This is a genomic window from Mesorhizobium sp. AR07 (assembly GCF_024746815.1).
Classification (GTDB): domain Bacteria; phylum Pseudomonadota; class Alphaproteobacteria; order Rhizobiales; family Rhizobiaceae; genus Mesorhizobium.
In genome coordinates this window covers 5,101,089-5,123,979 of record NZ_CP080525.1, presented here as the reverse complement: position 1 = coordinate 5,123,979, position 22,891 = coordinate 5,101,089, and the positions used below count along the sequence as shown (strand labels likewise).

General features: G+C 63.3%; 17 protein-coding genes. 10 read left to right on the top strand and 7 right to left on the bottom strand.

From position 1 onward, the window contains the following. The first annotated feature begins 26 nt into the window (after positions 1 to 26). From BPNPMPFG_RS25750 to BPNPMPFG_RS25735, 4 genes are read left to right on the top strand one after another with little or no spacing between them, the layout of a single operon-like run. Positions 27 to 419, top strand: coding sequence for a lasso peptide biosynthesis B2 protein (locus tag BPNPMPFG_RS25750; protein ID WP_258591422.1), 393 nt, complete (start codon positions 27 to 29; stop codon positions 417 to 419). Beyond that, positions 416 to 2,332: a lasso peptide isopeptide bond-forming cyclase gene (locus BPNPMPFG_RS25745; protein WP_258591421.1), complete on the top strand. Its 1,917-nt coding sequence runs from the start codon at positions 416 to 418 to the stop codon at positions 2,330 to 2,332. The genes BPNPMPFG_RS25750 and BPNPMPFG_RS25745 overlap by 4 nt, the downstream gene beginning before the upstream one ends. Next, complete coding sequence (locus BPNPMPFG_RS25740) at positions 2,329 to 3,309, top strand: phosphoenolpyruvate carboxykinase (ATP) (RefSeq protein WP_258591420.1); 981 nt, start codon at positions 2,329 to 2,331, stop codon at positions 3,307 to 3,309. The genes BPNPMPFG_RS25745 and BPNPMPFG_RS25740 overlap by 4 nt, the downstream gene beginning before the upstream one ends. A 5-nt stretch (positions 3,310 to 3,314) precedes the next feature. Beyond that, on the top strand, positions 3,315 to 5,159 hold the full coding sequence (locus BPNPMPFG_RS25735) for an ABC transporter ATP-binding protein (protein ID WP_258591419.1): 1,845 nt from the start codon (positions 3,315 to 3,317) through the stop codon (positions 5,157 to 5,159). A gap of 63 nt (positions 5,160 to 5,222) precedes the next feature. On the opposite strand, the gene BPNPMPFG_RS25730 is transcribed toward BPNPMPFG_RS25735, so the two are convergent. Further along, a complete protein-coding gene (locus tag BPNPMPFG_RS25730) occupies positions 5,223 to 5,564 on the bottom strand; it encodes an exopolysaccharide production repressor protein (RefSeq protein ID WP_258591418.1) in 342 nt (113 codons plus the stop codon). A gap of 532 nt (positions 5,565 to 6,096) precedes the next feature. On the opposite strand from BPNPMPFG_RS25730, the gene BPNPMPFG_RS25725 reads away from it, so the two are divergent. Then, the gene (locus BPNPMPFG_RS25725; protein ID WP_258591417.1) at positions 6,097 to 6,774 is read left to right on the top strand and encodes a sugar transferase; all 678 of its coding nucleotides are present in this window, start codon (positions 6,097 to 6,099) and stop codon (positions 6,772 to 6,774) included. Positions 6,775 to 6,857: 83 nt separating this feature from the next. Then, on the top strand, positions 6,858 to 8,123 hold the full coding sequence (locus BPNPMPFG_RS25720) for a polysaccharide biosynthesis/export family protein (protein WP_258591416.1): 1,266 nt from the start codon (positions 6,858 to 6,860) through the stop codon (positions 8,121 to 8,123). A gap of 176 nt (positions 8,124 to 8,299) precedes the next feature. Here the strand turns inward: BPNPMPFG_RS25720 and BPNPMPFG_RS25715 are convergent, their stop codons facing one another. The 5 genes from BPNPMPFG_RS25715 to BPNPMPFG_RS25695 form a co-directional block, all read right to left on the bottom strand. After that, entirely contained in the window at positions 8,300 to 9,616 is a 1,317-nt protein-coding gene (locus tag BPNPMPFG_RS25715) for an O-antigen ligase family protein (protein ID WP_258591415.1), read from the bottom strand. 342 nt (positions 9,617 to 9,958) lie between these two features. Continuing rightward, positions 9,959 to 10,786 (bottom strand): SDR family NAD(P)-dependent oxidoreductase, encoded by an 828-nt coding sequence (locus BPNPMPFG_RS25710; protein WP_258591414.1) that lies wholly within the window; start codon positions 10,784 to 10,786, stop codon positions 9,959 to 9,961. 77 nt (positions 10,787 to 10,863) lie between these two features. Continuing rightward, positions 10,864 to 11,349, bottom strand: a complete 486-nt coding sequence (locus BPNPMPFG_RS25705) for an acetone carboxylase subunit gamma (protein ID WP_258591413.1) — start codon at positions 11,347 to 11,349, stop codon at positions 10,864 to 10,866. Beyond that, the gene (locus BPNPMPFG_RS25700; protein ID WP_258591412.1) at positions 11,346 to 13,550 is read right to left on the bottom strand and encodes a hydantoinase B/oxoprolinase family protein; all 2,205 of its coding nucleotides are present in this window, start codon (positions 13,548 to 13,550) and stop codon (positions 11,346 to 11,348) included. The genes BPNPMPFG_RS25705 and BPNPMPFG_RS25700 overlap by 4 nt, the downstream gene beginning before the upstream one ends. A 13-nt stretch (positions 13,551 to 13,563) precedes the next feature. Then, entirely contained in the window at positions 13,564 to 15,651 is a 2,088-nt protein-coding gene (locus tag BPNPMPFG_RS25695) for a hydantoinase/oxoprolinase family protein (protein WP_258596928.1), read from the bottom strand. Positions 15,652 to 15,835: 184 nt separating this feature from the next. On the opposite strand from BPNPMPFG_RS25695, the gene BPNPMPFG_RS25690 reads away from it, so the two are divergent. The 4 genes from BPNPMPFG_RS25690 to BPNPMPFG_RS25675 all read left to right on the top strand — a co-directional run bounded on the left by BPNPMPFG_RS25690 (position 15,836) and on the right by BPNPMPFG_RS25675 (position 22,070). Beyond that, the gene (locus BPNPMPFG_RS25690; protein ID WP_258591411.1) at positions 15,836 to 16,615 is read left to right on the top strand and encodes a helix-turn-helix transcriptional regulator; all 780 of its coding nucleotides are present in this window, start codon (positions 15,836 to 15,838) and stop codon (positions 16,613 to 16,615) included. Between the two features lie 286 nt (positions 16,616 to 16,901). Next, positions 16,902 to 19,076, top strand: a complete 2,175-nt coding sequence (locus BPNPMPFG_RS25685; protein ID WP_258591410.1) for a dehydrogenase E1 component subunit alpha/beta — start codon at positions 16,902 to 16,904, stop codon at positions 19,074 to 19,076. Between the two features lie 84 nt (positions 19,077 to 19,160). After that, entirely contained in the window at positions 19,161 to 20,723 is a 1,563-nt protein-coding gene (locus BPNPMPFG_RS25680) for an ABC transporter substrate-binding protein (RefSeq protein ID WP_258596926.1), read from the top strand. 117 nt (positions 20,724 to 20,840) lie between these two features. Further along, entirely contained in the window at positions 20,841 to 22,070 is a 1,230-nt protein-coding gene (locus tag BPNPMPFG_RS25675) for an aminotransferase class III-fold pyridoxal phosphate-dependent enzyme (protein WP_258591409.1), read from the top strand. Between the two features lie 33 nt (positions 22,071 to 22,103). Here the strand turns inward: BPNPMPFG_RS25675 and BPNPMPFG_RS25670 are convergent, their stop codons facing one another. Further along, a complete protein-coding gene (locus BPNPMPFG_RS25670; RefSeq protein WP_082525546.1) occupies positions 22,104 to 22,841 on the bottom strand; it encodes a GntR family transcriptional regulator in 738 nt (245 codons plus the stop codon). Positions 22,842 to 22,891: the final 50 nt, after the last annotated feature.

The window sequence follows — 22,891 nt, the reverse complement described above, 5'->3', positions numbered from 1 at the left end:
GGCGAAGTCTGTTTGGGGTTCTCTCGTTGAGCGGCTCGGAAATCATCTTCCTCGGCCGCTGCCTGCTGGTGGTCTCGGCGGTTCGGCTTGGGCTGACGCTGCTGTCCTATAACCGCGTTCGCAGCTTTGTAACCCGGCTCGACGCCCATCAGTGCGCCAGCATGGGCGAACTGCGGCGCGTCGCCTGGGGGGTTGCCGCCGCTTCCCGCTTCGTCCCCTACGCCACTTGCCTGACGCAGGCGCTTTCAGGCCAGTACATCCTCGCCCGCCAGGGCAATGCCTCGACGGTACGCATCGGCATCGAACGCGGCACGGGAGGGCAGCTGAAGGCGCATGCCTGGTTGGTCAGCGACAACCATATCGTGCTTGGCGGATCGATCGACGGTTTCGCCCATCTCGTCGACCACGGCAGCCAATGAGCGGCCTGGCCGGAATCCTGCTGCGACAGGGACACGCACCAGCGGTCGCCGCAGTGGACATCCAGCAGATGCTGGCGCGCATGCGCCATCGCGGCCCCGACGGAAGTTCGTGGTGGCTGGACGCCGGCATCGCCCTTGGCCACGCCTGGCTCAACACGTCAGATGAAGCCGGCCCCGGCCCGCTGACGATGGCCGGCGGCAAGCTCGCCATCACAGCGGATTGCCGGCTGGACAATCGCGACGAACTGCTGGCCAGGCTCGGGATCCGCGACAGGTCGGTCGCCGATGCGACCTTGCTGATGCGGGCCTATCTGCGCTGGGGCGAAGCCTGCCCCGTGCATCTGCAAGGCGATTTCGCCTTCGCCATCTGGGATGGCGAGCGGCAGCTCCTGTTTTGCGCGCGCGACCATTTCGGGGTCAAGCCGTTCTATTACCACGCGGCGGACCGGCGTTTTGCCTTTGCCTCGGAGATCGGGCCGATCCTTGGCGTCGAGGGGGTCGACGCGCGTGTCAGCGAGCACCGGATTTCCGGGTTCCTGGCCGGGCTTCCCGACGACCCGCAGTCGACACCCTACAGCGAGATTTTCAGCCTGCCGGCCCGCCACAGCCTCACCGTCACGAGCCAACAGGTGGTGCTGCGCCGCTACTGGCAGATCGAACCCTCGCCACGGCCGATGCGGTCGGATGCGCCTGAGGAATTCGCCCATCTGTTTGCGCAATCGGTGCGCAACCGCATGCGCGGAAGTCAGGCGGTCGGCGCGATGCTGAGCGGCGGCCTCGATTCGTCCTCGATCGCCTGTGTCGCCGGCCTGCAGAACGCCGCCGAGCGGAAACCAAAGCTGCCGACCTTCTCGCTGGTTTTCGAGAAGGGCTCGTCGATGGACGAGCGCCTGTTCATCGATGCCGTTCTCGACCAGCAGAAGTTTGATGGAACGCTGATCCCGGTTGGCAACTATGCGCCATTCGCCGAATTCGAACGCGTTCTGGAAGAACAGGAAGGAACGTTCCTGGCGCCGGGCCTGACGCTGACCCGCGACATCTACCGGACGGCAGGCGCCAAGGGCATCAAGGTGCTGCTGGACGGCCATGGCGGCGACGAGGTCGTTTCACAGGGCCATGGCCATCTGCACGAGCTTGCCAATGCCGGCAGATGGATGGATCTGTGGCGCGAGGTCCGCAGCGCCTCCGACACCTATGGCGACAGCACACTCGGCCTGTATTTCCAGTTCCTGACCCTCTACGGCCCGGCCTGGCGCATCGCGAAGCTGAGGCAGATGGCGACCCGTGCGCTGAACAGGATCCGCAAGCCGGCGCCGCGCGGCCGAAGCTGGCGCGACTTGATCAATCCGGATCTGGCCAGGCGCACCGAGCTTGTCGACCGATTCCATCGGGCCGGCACTATGCCGCCCGGCGTCCAGGCCAGCGACGCCTTGAGCCATCGCTGGATCCTGTCCAACGGCTATGTCCCGCATGCTTTCGAGGTTCTCGACAAGGCCGCGGCCAATTTTGGCGTCGAGCCGCGCTATCCGTTCTGGGACAAGCCGCTGGTCGAGTTCTGCCTGGCGTTGCCGGGCGAGGAGAAGCTCAGCCACGGCTTTGGCCGCTATGTGCTGCGCCGCGCCATGGAAGGCGTCTTGCCGGCGGCCGTGCAGTGGCGGCGTGACAAGATCGACTTCACGGCCAATCTCGTCAACGGCATGCTGCGCAACCATCGCGACCTCTTGGAACAGCTGTTGGTCTCGGATGCGGGCCGCATCGCGCCCTATGTCAACCTGCCTCAGGTGAATGCCGCCTATGCGCGGCTGCAGCACCGGCCCGATCAGGCAGCGCCTTTGGATGTCCAATATGTCTGGCGCTCGGCCTCCTTGTCGCTCTGGCTGCGGCAGCTCCAGCACAACGGGAGCCCCGCATGATGTCCGGGAACGCGCCGCTCGCCGCATACAATGATCTTCCCCTTCGGCACGGCAGGGCTGCAAGAGACCGTCGCTTCTACCGTGCCTATGGCTTGACCATCGCGTCCGAGGTGACGTTGCCCGAGCTGGAGCCGGCAGCGCCGGCAGCGGCGGATGTGCTGATCACCATCGGCCCGATCGACCTGCCAAAACCCTCCTTGGAGGCGGCGACCGATTTTCGCTTCGAGCCGGACCGGCAATATCTGGCGTGGCATGCCGTCGGCGCGTTCCTGATCACCGATGGCTGCCGCATCGAGATCGAGCCGGCACCTGGCGTCGACGACACGCTGATCGCGTTTCCGCTGCTTGGCCCGGTCATGGCTTTGCTGTTGCACCGGCGCGGCCTGCTCGTCCTGCACGCCAGCGCCATAGCGGTCGCCGGCTCCAGCGCCATCTTCATGGGCGACAAGGGCGCCGGCAAATCGACGACGGCGAGCGCCATGATCCGGGCCGGACATGAACTGCTTACCGATGACGTGGTGGCATTGGACATGACCAACCCGAACCACCCGATGATCGTTCCGGGTTTCCCGCAGATCAAGCTGGCGGCGGACGCCGCGGCGGCGATCTCGCCAGGGGAAGCGGAGGTGCGGCCGCAAGTGCATCCGGCAATCGACAAGATGCAGCATCGCCTGCATGGCGCCTTTTCCCATGCCAAGGTGCCGGCGACCAGGATCTACATCCTCGAGCGCGGCGAACGGGCCGATGTCACGCCCTTGCCAGGCATCGCCGCCTTGCCGGCCATCATCAAATTCTCCTATGTGACGCGCTTCGGCCGCGCGGCCCTGCCCAGCAATTTTGCGGAAATGCATCTTCGGCAATGCGCGTGGCTCGCGGACCGTGTCGGCGTCTGTCGCCTCGAAGTCCCGACGGGCCTCGACAGGATCGGCGAGGCCGTGACGCTGATTGAGCGCGATCTGGCGGCTGGGCATCCGTGAGCGCAATGTCGAAGTCCTCAATTCTTCGCCTGTCGCTGTTTCGAGACGTCGCCGCGTTCGGCGCCGTCATCGCCCAGATCGGCGGGCGGCGAACCTGGACAGCGCTGGTCTTCCTCATCCTCGGCAGCCTGACCGAGGGCATCTCGATCCTGCTGCTGATCCCGCTGCTGCATCTGGTCGGACGCGCGGACCAGGATTTCGCGGTCAGGCTGCCGAACAGTGATTTCGTGCGCTGGCTGGTGCCGGACGGAACGCTGCAACTGACGACCGTGCTTTGCATGCTGGTCGGGCTTGTCGCCGTGCAGGCGGCGTTCAACCGCTTCAAGTCGGTCTATATGGCCAAACTGCTGTTCGATTTCATCAACCGCGTGCGCATGAACCTGTTCGAGAGCATTGGCAAGGCGCGCTGGGGCGTCTTTACGCGCATGCGCAGTTCCGATCTCGACCATGCCCTGACGGGCGACATCGACCGCGTGCAGGGCGCCGCCTTCTCGCTCCTGATGCTGGTGCAAATCGCCGTGCTTCTGGCCGGCTATCTGCTGGTCTCGGTGTTCATCTCGCCTGTCATGACGCTGTTTGCCGTGGTGATCGGCATCCTGATGTTCGTGGCGCTGAAGCCGTTTCGATCGCGCGCAACCGCCTTTGGCCGGGTTCTGACGGCCAATCGGCAGGATCAGTACCGGACGGTTTCGGAATTCCTCGGCGGCATCAAGGTGGCCAAGAGCTTGAACGTCGAGGCGAGCTATTTCGCGCAGTTGCAGACGACGCTCGAAAAGATGAAAGCCGACAACATCGACTATGTGCGCAACAGCACGATCGGCACAGCGGTGTTCCAGGTGGCGAGCGTCGTCGGCTTGAGCCTCTTCATCTATGTGGCGCTGGTCCGCTTCAACCTGTCGCTGGCCGAGATCGTCGTCCTGCTGCTGGTTTTCATGCGCATCGCGCCGCGTTTCATGGACATGCAGGCGCAGGCGCAACAAGTCCTGATCAATCTGCCCGCCTATACCGCGATGCGCAGCATGCAGGCGCGCTTCGACGCCGAACGCGAGCCGGACGACGGCGGCGCCGGGGAAGGCGACACGCTCTCGCTCGTCACCGGGCTCAACATCAGGGACGTTTCCTTCGGCTATGGCGATGACCCCGCCAAGGCGGTCGTCACAGGAATCACCTTCGGCCTGCCGGCCGGCAAGGTCACCGCCCTGATCGGCCCCTCCGGATCTGGCAAGAGTACGATCGCCGACATGCTGCTCGGCCTGCTCGAACCGAGCGCCGGCAAGATCCTCGCCGACGGCGTCGAGATCGATGCCGGCAATCGCCGTCGCTGGCGCGATCAGGTGGCCTATGTGCCGCAGGACGTGTTCCTGCTGCATGACACGATCGCGGCGAACCTGCGCCTTGCCGCGCCGCAAGCCAGCGATGACGATCTGTGGACCGCGCTGCGCTCGGCGCATGCCGGCGACTTCGTCGAACGGCTCGACCTCCGGCTGGAGGCCGTGGTTGGCGACCGCGGCGTGCGGCTATCGGGCGGCGAACGCCAGCGCATTGCGCTGGCGCGCGCGCTGCTGCGCAAGCCGTCGCTGCTGATTCTCGACGAGGCCACCAGCGCGCTCGACTGGCAGAACCAGTCGCTGATCGCCAAATCGATCGACGGATTGCGCGGCACGATGACGATCCTGACCATTGCGCACCGGCCATCGATGATCGCCTTCGCCGACTGGGTGGTGGCGATGGAAAACGGCCGTGTCGTCGAAGTCGGGCAATATCAGCGGCTGAAGGAAAAGGCAGGCAGCCGGTTATCGAGGATGCTGTCGGGCGAGCAATCCGAAAGGGAACCCGCCGACGTGGCCTGAGGGTCCAGGCTAAGGTGTGTTGAGATTCAGGTCAGGCCGGCATCACCTGAATATCGACACACCTTAGTGCAGGCTGCGCCTGGCGCTCAACTTCTCGCCTTCGGTCACCTCGGGCGCATTCAGCTTTCTTTCGGCGTCGCGAATCCTGTCGGCCTGCGTCGGTGCGCTCCTGGCGATCATGGCATAGACGAGCACGAAGTAGCCCGCTTGAATGACAACAGCGCAGATGATGACGCGGACCAGCGTCGTGCCGATCGACGCGCCGTCCAGCCAGGACCAGCCAACGACGATCGCCAGAGCGAAAATCATCCCGATGATGAATTTTGGAAGCGCCATACCCAACAGCCCATAAACCGGCTCGGGTATATCCAACGATAGCCCCACCCGAGCGCCGTCCCTTGTCACGCGGGCTTGTTAAGGTCGCCCACTCTCGGCCGGTTGCTTCCGGCCTTTTCCACCTGCCGTTACTCTGACAGGTATAATTTGCAATTCTATTAAGGCGAGCAATAGGCGGCAAGGGCAACTCCGGATATTTTTGATTGAGCTTTTGCGATGGACTCCGCCATGCTGCAATGCACGCGACGGGATTTGAGCCGATCTCCGGCGGTCATCATTTTTCAGTAAACTGAGCACATTAAGTAGTATTTTATACGATTTGGCCTTAGTATCACGGTATGCTAAAGCACTAATATGCACCTCACCCAGACAGATAGGTAGGCTTGCCCAAAAATCGCCCCAAAAATGTCCTTATTTTTTCGACCGTGCCCGTTTATTGTCACAAATGTGCTAAATATCCCGAAATTTGTGCATGTCTAGCTTATTATTTAGTCAATTCATGACGTGACTATTTCAACGGGCCGGGAAATTGCGTGTTGCGCTGCAGCATTTTTTTGGTATCGTGTGGTGAACCATTCGTTCAACGCATGGAGTTTACGGCATGAGGGACGTTGCCAAGTCGGCCACCGCGGGCTTTTCGCAGGTCGACATCGATTTTCCGCCGCCGATCGGCGGCCTGCTCAAACGCGGCTTCGATATCACCGGTTCACTGATGGGCCTGATCGCTCTCAGCCCGCTGTTTGTCATGATCGCCCTGCTCGTCAAATTTTCCGACGGCGGATCGATTTTCTACGGCCACAGGCGAATCGGGCGCGGCGGGCGGGTTTTTCCTTGCCTGAAGTTCCGCACCATGGTTCCGGACGGCGACAAGGTGCTGGCCGCCTATCTTGCCGCCAACCCGGACGCCAACGCGGAATGGGTAGCCACCCGCAAGCTGAAGAACGACCCGCGCGTCACCCGTGTCGGCGCGGTGCTGAGGAAACTCAGCCTCGATGAGTTGCCGCAGATCATCAACATCCTGCAGGGCGACATGAGCCTTGTTGGGCCTCGTCCGGTCGTGCGCGACGAACTGGAGATCTATGGCACATCGGCCGTCTATTACCTGAAATCCCGCCCCGGCCTGACCGGCCTGTGGCAGGTCAGCGGCCGCAACGACGTTTCCTATGACAGCCGCGTCGCCTTCGATCGCCACTATGTCGAGAACTGGTCGCTGTTCGAGGACGTTCGCATCATCATCAAGACCGTGCCGGCCGTCTGGATGTCGCGCGGCTCTTACTGACCGGCCGGCGGCGCAAACACACGGCGGCAAGCTCATCGGGCGATGGGGCTGAAGCGGATCGGAACGTTGAGTTGAAAACAGATATGTTCGAAGCCTTTCGCAGCGGCCCGTTTTCCGGCCGCCTGCGGCGGGCGCGTTTGCTGGCCACATGCGTTGCCGTGTCGCTGGTCATCCCCCACATCGCCGCCGCCGGCGAATACCGCCTCGGATCGCAGGACAAGCTCACCATCCGCGTTGCCGAATGGCAGACCGTGGAAGGCACATTTCGTGACTGGTCGGCCGTGAATGGCGAGTACACGGTCGGTCCATCCGGCACGCTGTCAGTGCCGTTCGCCGGCGAGCTGCCGGCATCCGGCAAGACCACGTCCGAAATCGCCGCGGCGATCGGCGAGGCGCTGCAGCGCAAGCTCGCTTTGTCGGACAAGCCGGAAGCCTCGGTCGAAATGGCTCAGTTCCGCCCATTCTACATTTCGGGCGAAGTGCAGAACCCCGGCCAATTTCCCTATGTGCCCGACCTGACAGTGCTGAAAGCCATCAGCGTCGCCGGCGGCATCAGGCGAAACGCCGACTACGGCCCTCAACTCGGCAAGGACCTGGTCACCGCCAAGGGCAACTTCGATATCTCCGACGACCAGCGCATTCGGCTGATCGTCAAGCGCGCGCGGATCGACGCGGATATGTCCGGCAAGACGAGTTTCGACGTGCCGAAGGAGGTCGAGGGCGATCCGAGACTGCCGGCCATCATCGCGGACGAGATGACGATCCTCACATCAGACCAAAAGGCGCTGAAGCTGAAACTTGAGGCGCTCGACGATCTGAAGGGGGTTTTGCAGTCCGAGATCGAATCGCTGCAGAAGAAGATCGTCAACCAGCAGCAGCAGGTCGACCTGGCACAGCAGCAACTCGCCAGCATCGGCCCGCTGGCTCAGAAAGGCCTGATCGCCAACGCCCGGCTGCTGGACTCGCGGCAGTCCGTCGCCGACCTGCAAGGTAAGATCCTGGACTACGAAACCGCCATCCTCACCGCCAAGCAGGCGATCAGCAAGGCGAAGCAGGACGCCATCGATGCCCAGAACACCTTGAGTTCAAGTCTCGCCACCGACCGGCAGCAGACCGAAGCCGACCTGAACGAGGCCGCGCTGAAGGTGAACATGCAGAAAGGCCTGATGGCCCAGGCCAGCGATCCCGCGATGAGAGTCGCCAGCGACACTGACCAGCAATCCAGCCTGCTCTACGCACTGGTGCGGGTCGTCGACGGCAAGACCAGCGAAATCGCGGCGAAGGAAGATACGCCGGTGTTGCCTGGCGACGTGATCAAGGTCAAGCTGGCGCCGCTGGCCAGCCAGTAGGCCTGAGCATCGGGACAATCCGCGTTTTGATCCATCCCGCAAAGGGATGGATTTTCCGCCCCTTGCCTTGACGCAATTCTCGACGGAAACCGTTTGACATTCCTGGAATTGCTCCAGCGCCATGCCTGCCTGAGCGATGTTTCCACGGATCCCACTTCAGCCCGCGAAACGATCGCTCATGTCTGCTGGTCGGCTGCCGCCGGACGCCCGGCATGCCGAGGCCAGGCAGCCTCTTTCTTCGCCGCTTCCGCCGGCTCGAAGGCCGGCGACCACCGGGTCCGCGTAACCGGCAGCCGCGCCAGCTTGAAGTAGCTGAAATACATCAGGAAAGAGCCCATGATGTAGGGGTTGAGGATCTCGACCTCGACGAAGGAGCGGATGAACAGCAGCACCATCACGCCGATGAGGATCACCGAATCCGCCTGCCATATCCCGAAGATCACCGCAGCGACGTGGCCGTAGAGGGCGCGCAGCATGATCAGCGAGACCATCGCCGCCCCGACGAAGCCAAGTTCGACGAGCGCTTCGATATAGGTGTTGTGGAAGTGGAAGCCGGTGCGGGTGGCGATGTAGAATTCGTTCCACAGCCGCTCCGCTTCGGCGAAGCCCTGCACCCAATAGCCGGCATAGCCGACACCGAGGAGCGGCGATCTTTGCGCGGCGTTCCAGCCCTGCTCCCACAGATAGGTCCGCCCGGTGAGCGTCGAATCCTTGCCGAAGATGCCGAGGATGAAGTCCATCAGTCCGAGATTCAAGGCGACGAAGGCAACCACGACCAGCAGGCCGGCGCCGACCAGGAAGATCACCCGGCGATAGCGCCGTGACAGCAGTTTGCTCATGGCGAGAAGCGCCACCAGCGCCAGAACAGCCGGTATCGAGGCCATCGAGGTCGCGGAATGCGAAATGGCCAGCAGATAGGCCGACAACAGCACGACAGGCACCGCCAGGACGAAGCTCAGCCGACCGTGCCGCAAAAAGGCAAGGAAGACGATGGAGAAATAGATGCCGAGCGAGGCGACAAAGCCGATCTGGTTCTTGGAGGCGAAGGCGCCGACGAAATTGTAGGTGCCGTCGAGGACGTCCTCGGAATAGGCTCCGACCCGCAGCGAATAGAGCAGGACGACGAATATCCCGATCAGGGCACCGATCGTCAGTGTGCGCACGCTGACGGTGCGCGCCGCGACATAGGCGCAGGCAATATGGGAAAAGTACTGGACGGCCGTCCTCGCCGTGACGCCGGGCGCCTGCGACCAGAAGACCGAGAAGCAGACATAGGCCGCAAACAGCAGCGGCAGCCAGGCGCTGGACAGCTGGCGCAGGAACCGCCGGTAGTCGACCAGGATGAGCGGCAGCCAGACCGCGTAGTAGGCGAGGATCAGCACCTGGCCGAAAATGACCGAGTAGGAAAACGCCCAGATCGAGACGGCCACGGCAAAGGCGCCATAGACCGAGTTCTTCTCTGGATCGACCAGCAAGGACTTTGGAATATTCATCTCAGAGTCCCGTCGCCGCGACCCGGGGCCGGCGAGCCACAGGCCAGCCGGCATATCCGCAAACAAGGGCGTGCAATAAACGGCGTCTCCATTGTGCAGTGCAATATAACCTATTGCGCCCCGCGCTCAATGGCAAATCCAGTCACCTTGTCTTACAGCGAGGCATTTGCGGAGAGATCGGCTGGCTGTGCGTCCGGCCACAGCCGCCTGGATCCGGCAATCCGCCCGGAAGGTGACCGACAGAGCCAGCCGCCGGCAAGTCGGCCCCCCTTGTCGGTTGGACTTTTTCCTTGCCTTATACCGACCTCCTCCCATGAAGGCCGCAACCATCCCGCGTGAACGCTACCACAGCGCCCCGCCGGTGATTTGTATGTTTTCCATGGTGATGCCCTTGGCGAGATCCGAGCACAGGAACACCGCCAGAGCCGCGATCTCTTGCGGCTGCAGCATGCGCTGCTGGGGGTTGCCCCTTGCGATCTCGGCCATCGCTTCCTCTGCCGTGCGTCCCTTGCCCTCGCGCTCGACGACCTGCGCCACATTGCGGCGCATCAGTTCGGTCTCGACCCAGGTCGGGCTGATCATGACGCAGGTGACGCCGTGGGCCGCCCCTTCCAGCGCCACGCAGCGGGTCAGGCCGAGAAGGCCGGCCTTCGAAGCACAATAGGCCGGGTTGTCCTTCCAGCCGACAGAGGCCGCTGTCGAGCCTATGTTGACGATACGGCCCCAGCCGCGCTCGATCATGCCGGTCAAAACGGCACGCGTGACACGAAACGCGCCGGTCAGGTTGGTGTCGACGATCTTGTCCCACAGCGCATCTGAATGACCGCAGACGGGCTGCTCGGCGGTTGTACCGGCAGCGTTGACCAGAATATCGGCCGAGCCAATGGCCGCCTCGGCTTCAGCAACGAAACGGTTGGTGACGTCGCTGTCGCGGACGTCGAGATGGGCGGCGTGGACCTTGGTTCCATGCGCTGCAAGAGCCGAACGCACGCGCTCGATCTCGTCCGCGCCGGGATAGTAGGCGGCATCGGATTTATCAGTGCCGGCGGGCGCGATGTAGGAGCCGACGGCAACGTTGGCGCCGGCTTCCGCCAGCGCCGTCGCGATGGCAAAACCCATGCCCGAAAACCCACCGGTGATGATCGCGCCGCGGCCGGAAAGGTTTGTCATCGGGCATCGTCTCCAGACAGTTTGGCGCGGGCAACCAGGCTACCTTGCCTGCGACGCGGTTCACAAGATCAACGCCCTCAGAGTGGTTTGCCCAGCCATTCACGATAAAAACCTTCGAGGTCGGGTTCGAAATCATGAACGATCGGATAGCCTGGCGCGGCCGCCTCGACCTCGTGCAACGTGCCGCATTGCGGGCAGATGAATTCGCGGATTTCCATCCATTCGGGATCGGGCAGATCGCTGTTCGGGTAGATCTCGCGCAGGGACTCCTCGGTGTTGCGAACGTTGATCGCGGCCTTGAGCTTCCAGTTCTTGCGGTAATCGCCGAAGGAATGGCCGCATTCACAGCGGGTTATCCGCTCATCGCCACTCTGGCAGATGAACAGATGATCCGAGACCGGCAGCAGGATCGGATCCTTCCAGACGACGCGGTCCTGGTAGACGGCGACCATCTTGAAGAAGCGGTCGTCGTCCTTGTAGGCGCTCATGATGCGCCGGGTCTGCGGCCAGGGCAGCTGGCCGCCGGCCAGATCGCGGAGGACTTCCTTGCTGTATGAGGTCATGGCTTTGCTCCCGGCGTGAAGATCGATTTCGCGTCGACGTTCCAGAAATCGCTGAAATCCTTGGTGAAGCGGGACGACAGCTTGATCGCGCTGGCATACATTTTCTTCACTTCTGGCGCGAAGTTGGCCTTTTCGACCCTGCCGCGCTCGGTGGCGATCCAGTCCGAAACCGGGATCGCCTTGGCAAGACGCTCCTTGCGCATGGCGGCGCGGCGTTCGACCGTGGCGTCGATATCGGCTGTGGGATAACAGTCTTCATCATCCTTCAGCACGATGCCGAAAACCTGGTCCGCGGCTTCGCGGGTGAGAAAACCGTTCTCGACATCCCAGGCCGTCTTGACCGGATCGCGTTCCAGCACGTCGCCATAGCCGCCGCCGCCATTGTAGGAATGGCTGAAGATATCGCCTGATTTGTGCGGCGAGGTGATGTAGGGGCCTTCGACCACGACATGGTCGCCGCCGATGTTCTTCTCATAGTCCGAGACCTGCGGGTCGATGCCCGGCGCATGCGCCAGCGGCGCGCCCCTGGCGGCCAGTTCATGGATATTGGAATTGCGCACCGCGCGATGCTTCTGGCAGGTCGGCGCCGGATAGCCGCCGCACATGCCGCCATTGTCGAACACCCTGGAAGAGTGTTCCGAGGTGTGGAGCCTGAGATGCGGGGTCTTGTTGATCAGCCAGGTCGAGACGAAGGAACAGCCGCCGCGATATTTTCCGGCGCCGCCTGAGTTGGGGACGATCGAGCGGCCGATATAGACCATCGGCATCGACTGTTCCCAGACCTCGATGTTGCCCATGTCGGATTCCGGGTTCCAGCCGACATAGGCGGTATCGAGGCCGTCCTTGATGGCCAGCGCGCCGGAGCCGGCGGCGGCGCATTCGAAATGCGCCATGCCGAACGGCGTGCCGTACTGGCTCTCGCCGCCCATCTCGATCATCGGGCTGTTGACCTGGCCGACGAAAGCCTCCTCGACGAAGCCGCGCGCCACGAAGCTGCGCGACAGCAATCGCTGGAAGACGCCGTAGGCCGGCAGCAGCAGCGCCCATGAGGTGGCGGTGGCCACCATCTCGTTGTCGGGGTTGGTCCAAGTGCCATGCGGCAGTTTGAGCTCGGTCGCCATCCAGGCGCCGTCATTGACCAAGCCCTCGAAATTCATGTGCTGGGTCAAGGTCACGAACATGCCGCCATCCATGCCGGCTGGCGTGCAGTTCATCGAATGATAACCCCAGGGCTGGGTGCCCTCGAAGTCCATGGTGATCTTGCCGTCGGTGGTGATCTCCATCTCGATCGGGATGTTGTAGAGCCAGTCCGGATCGCCGAGCAGCTGAAAGCCGGGCTTGCCCGCGGTGACGTGGCCGTAAAAAGTGTGGCCGCGATAGATGCCGGGCACGGTGAGTTGGCAGGTGCGGGCAAGCTGGGCGCGGCGGCCTTCCTCGATGAACTCCTTCGACACTTTCATCCAGTAGTCGAGGCCGATCTCCGAGATCAGCTGCTTGACGCTTTCGCGCATGTCGATGCAGGAGGCGACCTTGGCCTTTTCGTCGAGCACCCAGTAGATCGGCATGCGCAGATTGCGCTCGCAGCGGATGACGTAGTCGCGGCGGATTTCGTCGTTCTCGCCGATCTTCTCGGCGCAGACGAACAGGCCTTCGGTGAAGCGCTCCTGCGCGAGACACACATCGCCGCCGGGCGTGATGCCGCCGGCCTCCAGCTCGTGGCAGACCGCACCGGCCCAACCGACCAGCGTGCCTTCATGGAAGATCGGCACCACGTCCATGACGTCGGGCACCTGCACGGTGCCGATGAAGGCGTCGTTGTTGGCGAAGATGTCGCCTTCGCGGATACGAGGGTTTTCCTCGTAATTGTTCTTGATCATCCATTTGATGAAGCGGCTCATCGTATGGACATGCACCATAATGCCGTTGGAGAGCGCGATGGCATCGCCCTCGGGGGTGTAGATGGCGACCACCATCTCGCCGACCTCGCGCACGCCGGGCGAGGCCGAGATGCGGCGGGCCATCTCGCGTGCCGAGACGCAATAGGCGCGCAGCTTGGTGTGCAGCGTCTCGAATTTCAGCGGATCCTGGTTGCGCAGGGTGAGTTCCGTGATGCCGTCATAGCAGCCGGTCTCTTCCATCAGCCGCTCGGAATCGAGCAGTCTTTCGCGAAGGCGCAGGGCCGAGGCAGGTTTGTCCAACATGGCGGTCGCCCTCTCAAGCGTGGGTGTAGTGCAGCAGCGTCCATTCATCGACGAAGACACGGTCTTGCGGATGGACGACGAGCGTGGTGGCGGGATGTTCGATGATGGCCGGGCCAATCACCTCATGGCCGGGCTGAAGAAGATCCATCTCGTAGAGATTGGCCTTGTGCCAGCGTCCGCCAATATAAGCCTCGCGCACGCCCTTTTGGGCGGCTGCCGGATTGGAGGCGCCGAGCGGCCGCTTGAGCAGCACCGGCTTGACCTTGTCGGCGGTGGCGATCAGCCCGAGTTCGGTGATGGTGAAGCCGGCCTCGCCGTAGCGCGAAACGCGGTGGTTGACCTTGGCGTAGACCGCCTCGAACTCATCGATAACCCTGCGCATGTCGTCGGCCGAGTTGACCTCGGCAAGCGGCGCCATGACTTCGACGTCCTCGAGCTGGCCGGTGTAGCGCATCATCAGGAACGGCACCGTCTTGATCTTGTCGCGGGCATGGCCGTCGGTGATCATCTCGTCGACCGCCGCCTTGGTCAGGTCGTTCCAGACGGTGGTGACCTTCGCGCCGAAGCCGGCCAGCGTCGCCTCGTCGGCGCGCGAGGGGATGTCGTGCTGCGTCGATACCGAATGGCGGCGCATGAAATCGGCCGTGGTGCAGCCGAAGGCGGAGAAGGCGGCGGCGAACTGCAAGGTGATGATGTCCTTGAAGCCGATGCCGCGCGAGCAGCCGGCCAGATGCAGCGGACCCGAGCCGCCATAGGAGAGCAGCGTGAATTCCGACGGGTGGATGCCCTGACCCGAGATGACGCGGCGCAGCGCGTTGTTGGCATCGGCCTCCAGCATGTCGATCATGCCTTCGGCGGCTTCCTCCAGCCCGACGCCCAATATGTCGGAGCATTTCTCCTGGAAGGCGCGGCGAGCCTTTTCGACCTGCAGCACGACCTTGCCGCCAAGGAAGTAGTGCGGGTTGAGGCGTCCCAGGATGGCGTCGCAATCGGCGATGGTCGGTTCGGTGCCGCCGCGATCGAAACAGATCGGGCCTGGATCGGAGCCGGCGCTTTCCGGCCCGAGCGAGACCTTCTTGGTCAGCGGGTCGACCTTGAGGATCATGCCGGCGCCGGCGCCGATGGTGTCGAGATGCAGCGTCGGCACATTGAGCTTGAAGCGGTCCATCAACGGCTCGTTCTCGATCCGCGTCTGGCCGCGTGTGATGACGCCCATGTCGAAGGAGGTGCCGCCCATGTCCGAGCAGATCAGCGAACCGTTGCCGATCAGCTTGCCGACATAGGCAGCACCGAGGATACCGCCGATCGGGCCGGAGATCATGGTTTCGTGCAGGCGCGGATGATTGATCGAGGTCAGGCCGCCAAAGGAGAGCAGCGTCTGCACGCCATATTTGAAGCCATACTTTTTCGAGACGTCCTCTATCCCCTTGAGCTGCTTGCGGCCGCGCGAGGTGGCGTAGGCTTCGATCAGCACCGAGTTCAGCCGCGACTGTTCGCGGATGACTGGGCGCACCTCGTGGCTGGTGTAGACGATGATGTCGGCGCCGGCCTTCTCGACTTCCGCGCGACAGATCGCGGCGATGCGCTTCTCGTGCACCGGATTGACATGCGAGAAGATGGTCATGATGCAGATCGCTTCGACCTTGTCGGCGATCAGCTTTTTCGCTGCGGCGGAGACCTCGTGCTCGTAGAGCGGCAGCACGATGTCGCCGAACTGGTCGATGCGCTCGGTGACGCCATGGGTGCGGCGGCGCGGCACCAGCGGATCGGGGTGATGATGCGTCACCGCATGCAGCCGGTCGGCATAGGAATAGTCGGCCCAGGCCTGCAGGCCGCGGCCCATCAGGATCATGTCTTCGAGACCCTTGGTGGTGATCAGGCCGAGCCGGCGCCCGGTGCGCGACAACAGCGTGTTGAGCATGCCGGTGCCGGAATAGAGAACGACGTTGACGCCGGAGAAGAGCTGCTCCAGCGAGATGCCCCAGGCGTCCGCCGCGTCCTCCGCCGAAGCCAGGAAACCCTCAGCCTCGTTTTTCGGCGTTGTCGCAGACTTGCCGATCTTGAAGTGGCCGTCCTGATCGACAAGGATCGTGTCGGTCATGGTGCCGCCGGCGTCGATACCGATGACGATTGGATTGCCGACGATGGGGCTGGTGAGGTTGGGTTGGGTCACGGTCGCCTCAGGATGTGGTCTAAGATATCCAAGGCTAGATTCGATGGGCGGCCTTGCGCCATATGCCTAAAGACACAATGACGGTCGGGCCGATATCGCCGAGAAACGAGGCATGCGCATGGGGACCATCTGGGCGCCGCTCGCCAGGGCGATCGCCGCCACCGGCACGGACAGGCATGTCGACTGCCTGATCGACCTGATCGGCGCGGATATCGAGCATGACCTCGTCACCGTGACGCGCTATTCGGCGACGCAAACGCCGGAATTCATCAAGCACCGGCGCTTCTCGGATGAGATGGTGCAGCGCTATCTCGCCAGCTACTATGTCTTCGACCCGTTCTATGCCTCGTGGCGGCGCGAGCGCAGGCTCGGCATCATGCCGCTGAAACGGCTAGCCGACGACGCGGCCAAGCGCGGCCAATACATAGCCGGCTTCCTGGCACAGTCGGAAATCTGCGACGAAGTCGGCATCATGCTGGCCGATGGTGGCGACTGGTGCCTGGGCATCTTCCTCGACCGCTCGACCACGTCGTTCAAAGACAGCGAGATCGCCTTGCTGGATGAGCGGCTGCCGGTGTTCGAGGCGTTGCACGCGCTCGACATCAAGGCTCGCGGCGCCGAGTTCTCTCGCACGTCGGCACCGACCGGCCCCGGCGCCTCGCCCCGGCAAGAGCCGACCATCCCGGCCAGCCTGTGGCCCGAACTGTCGCTGCGCGAGCGGGAACTGGTCCAGCTGATCCTGGCCGGTCATCCGACGGCCAACATCGCCGAGCGTCTCGGCATCGCCGTCGGCACCGTCAAGAACCATCGCCGGCGCATCTACGAAAAACTCGACATCACCACCGAGCGGGAACTGTTCTTGCAGTTTTTTCAGCATCGGGTGGAGCGATAGGCGCGAACCCAATCCGCCGCGCGAACGGCTAATGATTGCAAGACGGTTTATCGCTGCCGCCGCAGCTTCGCATTCCGATTTCGAGGGTTGGAATGCCTCGAGCAGGCCCTCAAAATTCCTCTTGCGGAACGGCGCCGTCCCGGCTTAGTCTCGGCGAAACACAAAAATGAAATTTAATTCCATTTGCGTGAACCTTCTAGCCAGCGCCTTTGCCCAGAAAAATGACCGCCCGCAATCGACTGAGAAAATATTTGATATATCATCTACCAGAACGGAAATAGCTGACATGGTCCAGCAGACATCGATCCAGCCATCGGCGCCCTGGTTGCGGCTCGACGTCGACGATTCGGACTGGAACGACACCCAGGTTTCGAGCCTGGTGCGCTGGTATCACCAGATGCTGCTCATCCGCCGTTTCGAGGAAAAGGTGCTTGACCTCGCCAATGCCGGACTGGTGCATGGTCCGGCGCATGCCAGCATCGGACAAGAGGCGACGGCGGTCGGCGCGATGTCCATGCTCGGCACCGGCGACCGCATCAACGGCACACACCGCGCCCACCATCAGGTGCTGGCCAAGCTGGTCAATGCACAGACGCCAAAAAGTTTCGATCCGCTGCACGACGCTTTCAATCCGGACATGCAGGGCTCGGTGCGCGGCCTGATGGCCGAGATCATGGGTCTCAACGCCGGCTATTGCGGCGGCCGCGGCGGCTCGATGCATATGCGCGACGATGCCTCCGGCATTCCTGGCACCAGCGCCATCATCGGCGGCAACCTGCCGCATGCGGCAGGCTACGCGCTCGCCGACAAGCTGCTCGGCACGGGCAACATCTCGGTCGCCTTCTTCGGTGATGGCACGATGATGGCAGGGCCGGCCTATGAAGCGATGAACATCGCCGCGCTCTACCGGCTGCCGGTGATCTTCTTCGCCGAAAACAATCTTTATGCCGTCTCGACGCACATCAACGAGCAGACGCGCGAGACGCGGCTGGCCTCGCGCGGCCCGATGCTGGGTTTTTGTGGCATCGAATGCGACGGCATGGATGTGGTGGCGGTCCACCATGCCATGCGCGAGGCGCGCCGGACGATCGAGGAAGACGGCGGCCCGGTGCTGGTCGAGGCGCTCTGCTACCGCTTCCTGCACCAGAGCGGCGCCCGTCCCGGCAGTGAATTCGGCTACCGCACGCGCGCCGAGGAAGACGCCTGGAAAGCGCGCGACCCGCTTGCCACGATGGCGGTGCGGCTGAAGACGATGGGCCTTCTCGACGCCGCTGACCTCGCCACACTCGACCAGCGCGTCATGGACGTGGTCAACACCGCTGCCGACTCCTTGACCGAGATGAGCGGCAACGCTCTGCGCATCTCCGACCATCTGTGGCCGGACCCAAACGAAGTCGACAACCAGATCCGCGGCGACCTGTCGGAACTCAGGGATGAGCGCTTCCTCGAGATCGAGGACGTGCCGCCGGCCGAGACGAAACCGGTCAAGTTCATGGTTGCCGCGTCCGAGGTCATTGCCCGCGCCATGGAGCAGGACCCGCGCATCATCATCATGGGCGAGGACGTGCACCGGCTGCGCGGCGGCGTCTCCGGCGCCACCAAAGGTGCGCTGGAGCGCTGGCCCGAACGCGTGCTGGCGATGCCGATCGCCGAGAACGGTTTTGTCGGTGTCGCCCTGGGTGCCGCACTTTGCGGCTTGCGGCCGATCGTCGAGATCATGTTCGGCGATTTCTGCCTGGTCGCCGCCGACCAGTTGTTCAACGCGGTCAGCAAGGTGCGCCACATGTTCGGCGGCGGTTTCCCGGTGCCGATCGTGGTCAGGGTCCGCGTCTCGCCGCACACCGGCTACGGCTCGCAGCACTCCGGTGATCCCTCCGGTCTGTTCGCCCTGTTCCCCGGCTGGCGCATCGTCGTGCCAACGACGCCGTTCGACTATATCGGCCTGATGAATTCGGCCTTGAAATGCAACGATCCGGTCGTCGTCATCGAGCATGTCGAACTGTTCCCGAGCGAAGGGCCTGTGCCTGCGGACGACCGCGACTACTGCGTGCGGCTCGGCAAGGGCAAGATCGTCAGGTCCGGCCGCGCCTGCACGTTGCTGACCACCGCCAGCATGGTCTCCGTCGCCAGGCAGGTGGTCGAGGAGAGCGGCATCGATGCCGAGATCATCGACCTGCGCAGCCTTGACCCGACCGGGCTCGACTGGCCGCTGGTCGAAGCCTCGATCCGCAAGACCAACCGGGTCGCCGTCGTCGAGCAGGTGCAGCGCGGGCTGTCGCTTGGCGGACGGCTGACACAGGAGATTCAGGACCGCGTGTTCGACTATCTCGACCACGAGATCCTGCATGTGACGGGAAGCCTCTCGGCTCCCGTCGTATCGGCCCCGCTCAACCGGGCCGCACTGGGCGGCGCTGAACAGCTCAAGGCCGCGCTTCGATCCCTCACTGCCGTGGGTGGATAGAGCGAATGCATTGCCACAAAGATCCGACAAGAAAATGGGAGAACTGACATGACCATCCTACCAAGACGCAAGACCAGGGCGACGATGCTGGCGGCTGTGCTGCTGGCCACCAGTGCCTTCTGGGCACCGGCGACGTTCGCGCAGGACAGCAAGCCGCTGGTCATCGCGCGCAACATCGACCTCAACTCGCTCGATCCGCACCGCGCCTTCTGCGACACCTGCCAGATCTACAATTCCAGCGTCTATGAATCGCTGCTGACGCTCGACAAGGACAACAAGCTGATCCCGCTGCTGGCCTCGAAGTGGGAAGGCAATGCCGACCAGACCAGCTTCACCTTCACGCTCGATCCGGCCGCAAAATTCTCCGACGGCTCGGCGGTCGAGGCCAAGGACGTGAAATGGTCCTGGGAGCGCCTGAAGAACCTCAAGGGCAGCGCTTCGTTCCTGATGGACAATGTGGCCTCGATCGAGACCCCGGACGCGCATACGGTCGTCGTCAAGATGGTGGCGCCGAGCTCGGAATTCCTCAACATCGCGGCGGCACCCTACACGGCCATCGTCAACAGCAAGGTTGCTTCCGAAGCCGGCGCCAAGGCCGGTGCGGACGCCTCGACCACGGACAATGCCGAGGCCTGGTTCCTGGCGCATTCGGCCGGCAGTGCCCCGTTCGTGCTCAAATCCTATGAGCCCAATTCGGAACTGCGCCTGGCGCGCAACGACAAGTACTGGCGCACGGCACCGGCGCTGAGCGAAGTCGTCATCCGCCAGACCAAGGATGCGGTGGCGCAAGCGCAGATGCTGCAGAGCGGCACCGCCGACATCGCCATGCAGATCGACCCGGATACGGCCAAGACGATGACCGGCAGCGACGTCAAGATCGAGACCGTGCCATCCTACAACTTCATCTATGTGGCGCTGTCGCCGGGCGCCAAGGCCAACAAGGTGCCGCTGACGCCCGAGGTGCGCGAGGCGCTCTCGCTCGGCCTCGACCGTCCAGGCATCCTCGATTTCACCATCGGCTCCGAGGGCCAGTTGATCAGCGCGCCGATCCCGCTCGGCTTCCCCGGCGGCTCGGGCTTCGAGGCGCAGTCCTATGACGTTGCCAAGGCGAAGGAGCTTTTGGCCAAGGCCGGTCATGCCGACGGCTTCGAGATGGAAGCGGCATTCCCGGGCATGAACGTCTACGGTGTCGACCTGTCGCTCTTGATGCAGAAGGTTCAGCAGGATCTGGCCAAGATCAACATCAAGCTCGATTTGCAGCCGATCCCCTTCGCCAACTGGCGCGAGCGCGTCAATGGCGACGGCATTCCGATGACGGCGGTGTTCTATGCGCCGGATTACTACGGCACCTCGCAATATGTCGACTACTTCGCCATGACCAAGGGCAGCCCTTGGTCGCGGCGCGCGGGGGCGGAGCGCGACCCGTCGGTGATCAATCCGAAGGAAGCGGATCTCTACAAAGCAGCCTTGGCAGCGAGCGGCGACGAGGCCGCCAAGCTCTGGCACCAGGCCGGCGAAGAGATGATCAAGGACAGGATCATCCTGCCGCTGGTCAGCCCGAACCTGATCCTGGCCTACAAGACCGACGTCAAGGGCGTGCGTTACAGTGCCTGCTGCAACCTGCCGCTGGCAGAACTCAGCCACTGAGCGAACAGATGACAGGGAGGCGGGCAGCCGCCTCCCTGTTCCCCGGAGAAGACCAGCAAATTCGGTTCTTCTAGCATCAAAATCAATATATGATATATCAATGAGCGGAGACCTTCGATGCCTTCCCTGATCAACTCCAAGGACCAGATGCTGCGCGAACGGGCGGCCTCGGTCATTCCGGGTGGCATGTGGGGACACATGGCCACGCGCTATCTCGGTTCGGCCTATCCGCAGTTCTTCGAGCGCGCCGATGGTTGCCGGGTCTGGGACGTCGACGGCCGCGAATACATCGATCTGATGTGCAGCTGGGGCCCCAACATCCTCGGCCACCACCACCAGGCGGTCGAAGAGGCCGCCGAGCGGCAGCGCCGGCTGGGCGATGCGATGAACGGACCGGGCGAAGTGCTGGTCGAACTGGCGGAACTCCTGGTCAAGACCGTGGCGCATGCCGACTGGGCGATGCTGCAGAAGAACGGCACCGACGCCACCACGGCTTGCGTGACGATCGCGCGGGCCGGCACCGGCCGGCGCAAGGTGCTGGTGGCGCGTGGCTCCTATCATGGCGCCGTGCCGTGGTGCACGCCCTCGATCGCCGGCGTCACCGCCGAGGACCGCGCCCATCTGATCCATTTCGACTACAATGATGTTGCGAGCCTCGAGGCAGCGGTCGGGCAGGCCGGCACCGACCTTGCCGCAATAGTCGTCACCGCCTTCCGGCACGATATCGCCCGCGACCAGGAACTGCCGAGCGCAGCCTTCGCCAAGCGGGCGCGCGAGCTTTGCACCGCCGCCGACGCGGCGCTGATCGTCGACGATGTGCGGGCCGGGTTCCGCATCGATCTCGCCGGCAGCTGGGAGCCGCTCGGCGTGCAGCCGGATCTGTCCGCCTTCAGCAAGGCGATCGCCAATGGCTATCCGCTTGCCGCAATCACCGGCACCGACCGGTTTCGCGAAGCGGCGACCAAGGTCTATGTGACGGGATCATTCTGGTATGGCGCGGTTGCCATGGCTGCCGCGATCGCCACCATCAAGACACTGCGCGACACCGACGCCATCACCCGGATGACCGAGGCCGGCGACAGGCTGCGCTCGGGCTTTGACGCGGCGGCGAAGAAGCATGGCCTGTCACTGCGCCAGACCGGTCCGGTGTCAATGCCGATGGTGCTGTTCGACGGCGATGCCGAATTCAGGAAAGCCGACGCCTTCTGTTCGGCCGCCTTGCGCGAAGGCGCCTATTTCCATCCCCGGCACAACATGTTCCTGAGCGCCGCTCATACCGCAAAAGACATCGATCTCGCCCTGCAGGCGGCCGATTCCGGCATGGCCGCGGCGGCACAGGTGGCGTGAAGGCATCCTATGCGGTGGGGAGAAACAGATCGCTCAGCCCGCAGCGGAAACCAACCGTCCGTTCTGCGCCGCGCGGCGCAGTTCCTCGGGCGTGACCGCGCCGTCGTTCAGCCGTTCGAGGACCTTGACCAGCAGGCGACCGCCTTCGATCATGTCTTGCTGAATGCCCTTGCGCACGCCGTTCTCGTCGCGCGCGCGCAGCGCGTCGAGAATGTCGAGATGTCGGTGGCGGCCGTCATAGGTCGGCCTGGCGTGCGGGTATTGATAGTTCACCAGCGGCCCGTTGCGCAGCCAGATGCCCTCGATGATGGCCAACAATTCCGGCATTTGCGCCGCCTGATAGATCGAGTGGTGGAATTCCCAATTGTCGCGGACGGCTTCGAACCAGCGGCCATTGTCCTCGTCGGCGATCAGCCTGTCATGCACCGCCGCCAGACGGTCGATCTCGCGCGGCTCGATGCGCGTCGTCGCCGCCGCACCCGCCATGCCTTCGAGATGCAGCCTTATGCTGCGCAGTTCCAGATACTGAGCCAGCGAAAGCTGGGCGACAGTGATCGAGCGGCCGGCCTCCATCTCCAGGCCCTTTTCGCGCACCAGCTGCATCAGCGCCTCGCGCACCGGTGTTTCGGAAACCTGAAGGCTGGCGGCAAGGTCACGGATCTTGAAGCGATGGCCCGGCCAGAAACGGCCTTCCATCATGGCGCGGCGAAGCTCCTCGTAGACGCGCGTCGTCAGATTGTCGCGCGCGATCGGCGCGATAGAAGCAGTCACATCCGCTCTCCGTCCTTGCAGCCGCGCAGGCGTCGCCTGCGTCGCTTGAG

Coding starts and splice junctions, on each gene's coding strand:
- BPNPMPFG_RS25745 (WP_258591421.1), top strand. CDS start 416: ATGAGCGGCCTGGCCGGAATCCTGCTGCGACAGGGACACGCACCAGCG.
- BPNPMPFG_RS25740 (WP_258591420.1), top strand. CDS start 2,329: ATGATGTCCGGGAACGCGCCGCTCGCCGCATACAATGATCTTCCCCTT.
- BPNPMPFG_RS25735 (WP_258591419.1), top strand. CDS start 3,315: ATGTCGAAGTCCTCAATTCTTCGCCTGTCGCTGTTTCGAGACGTCGCC.
- BPNPMPFG_RS25725 (WP_258591417.1), top strand. CDS start 6,097: ATGAGGGACGTTGCCAAGTCGGCCACCGCGGGCTTTTCGCAGGTCGAC.
- BPNPMPFG_RS25720 (WP_258591416.1), top strand. CDS start 6,858: ATGTTCGAAGCCTTTCGCAGCGGCCCGTTTTCCGGCCGCCTGCGGCGG.
- BPNPMPFG_RS25715 (WP_258591415.1), bottom strand. CDS start 9,616: ATGAATATTCCAAAGTCCTTGCTGGTCGATCCAGAGAAGAACTCGGTC.
- BPNPMPFG_RS25710 (WP_258591414.1), bottom strand. CDS start 10,786: ATGACAAACCTTTCCGGCCGCGGCGCGATCATCACCGGTGGGTTTTCG.
- BPNPMPFG_RS25705 (WP_258591413.1), bottom strand. CDS start 11,349: ATGACCTCATACAGCAAGGAAGTCCTCCGCGATCTGGCCGGCGGCCAG.
- BPNPMPFG_RS25700 (WP_258591412.1), bottom strand. CDS start 13,550: ATGTTGGACAAACCTGCCTCGGCCCTGCGCCTTCGCGAAAGACTGCTC.
- BPNPMPFG_RS25695 (WP_258596928.1), bottom strand. CDS start 15,651: ATGACCGACACGATCCTTGTCGATCAGGACGGCCACTTCAAGATCGGC.
- BPNPMPFG_RS25690 (WP_258591411.1), top strand. CDS start 15,836: ATGCGCATGGGGACCATCTGGGCGCCGCTCGCCAGGGCGATCGCCGCC.
- BPNPMPFG_RS25685 (WP_258591410.1), top strand. CDS start 16,902: ATGGTCCAGCAGACATCGATCCAGCCATCGGCGCCCTGGTTGCGGCTC.
- BPNPMPFG_RS25680 (WP_258596926.1), top strand. CDS start 19,161: ATGCTGGCGGCTGTGCTGCTGGCCACCAGTGCCTTCTGGGCACCGGCG.
- BPNPMPFG_RS25675 (WP_258591409.1), top strand. CDS start 20,841: ATGCCTTCCCTGATCAACTCCAAGGACCAGATGCTGCGCGAACGGGCG.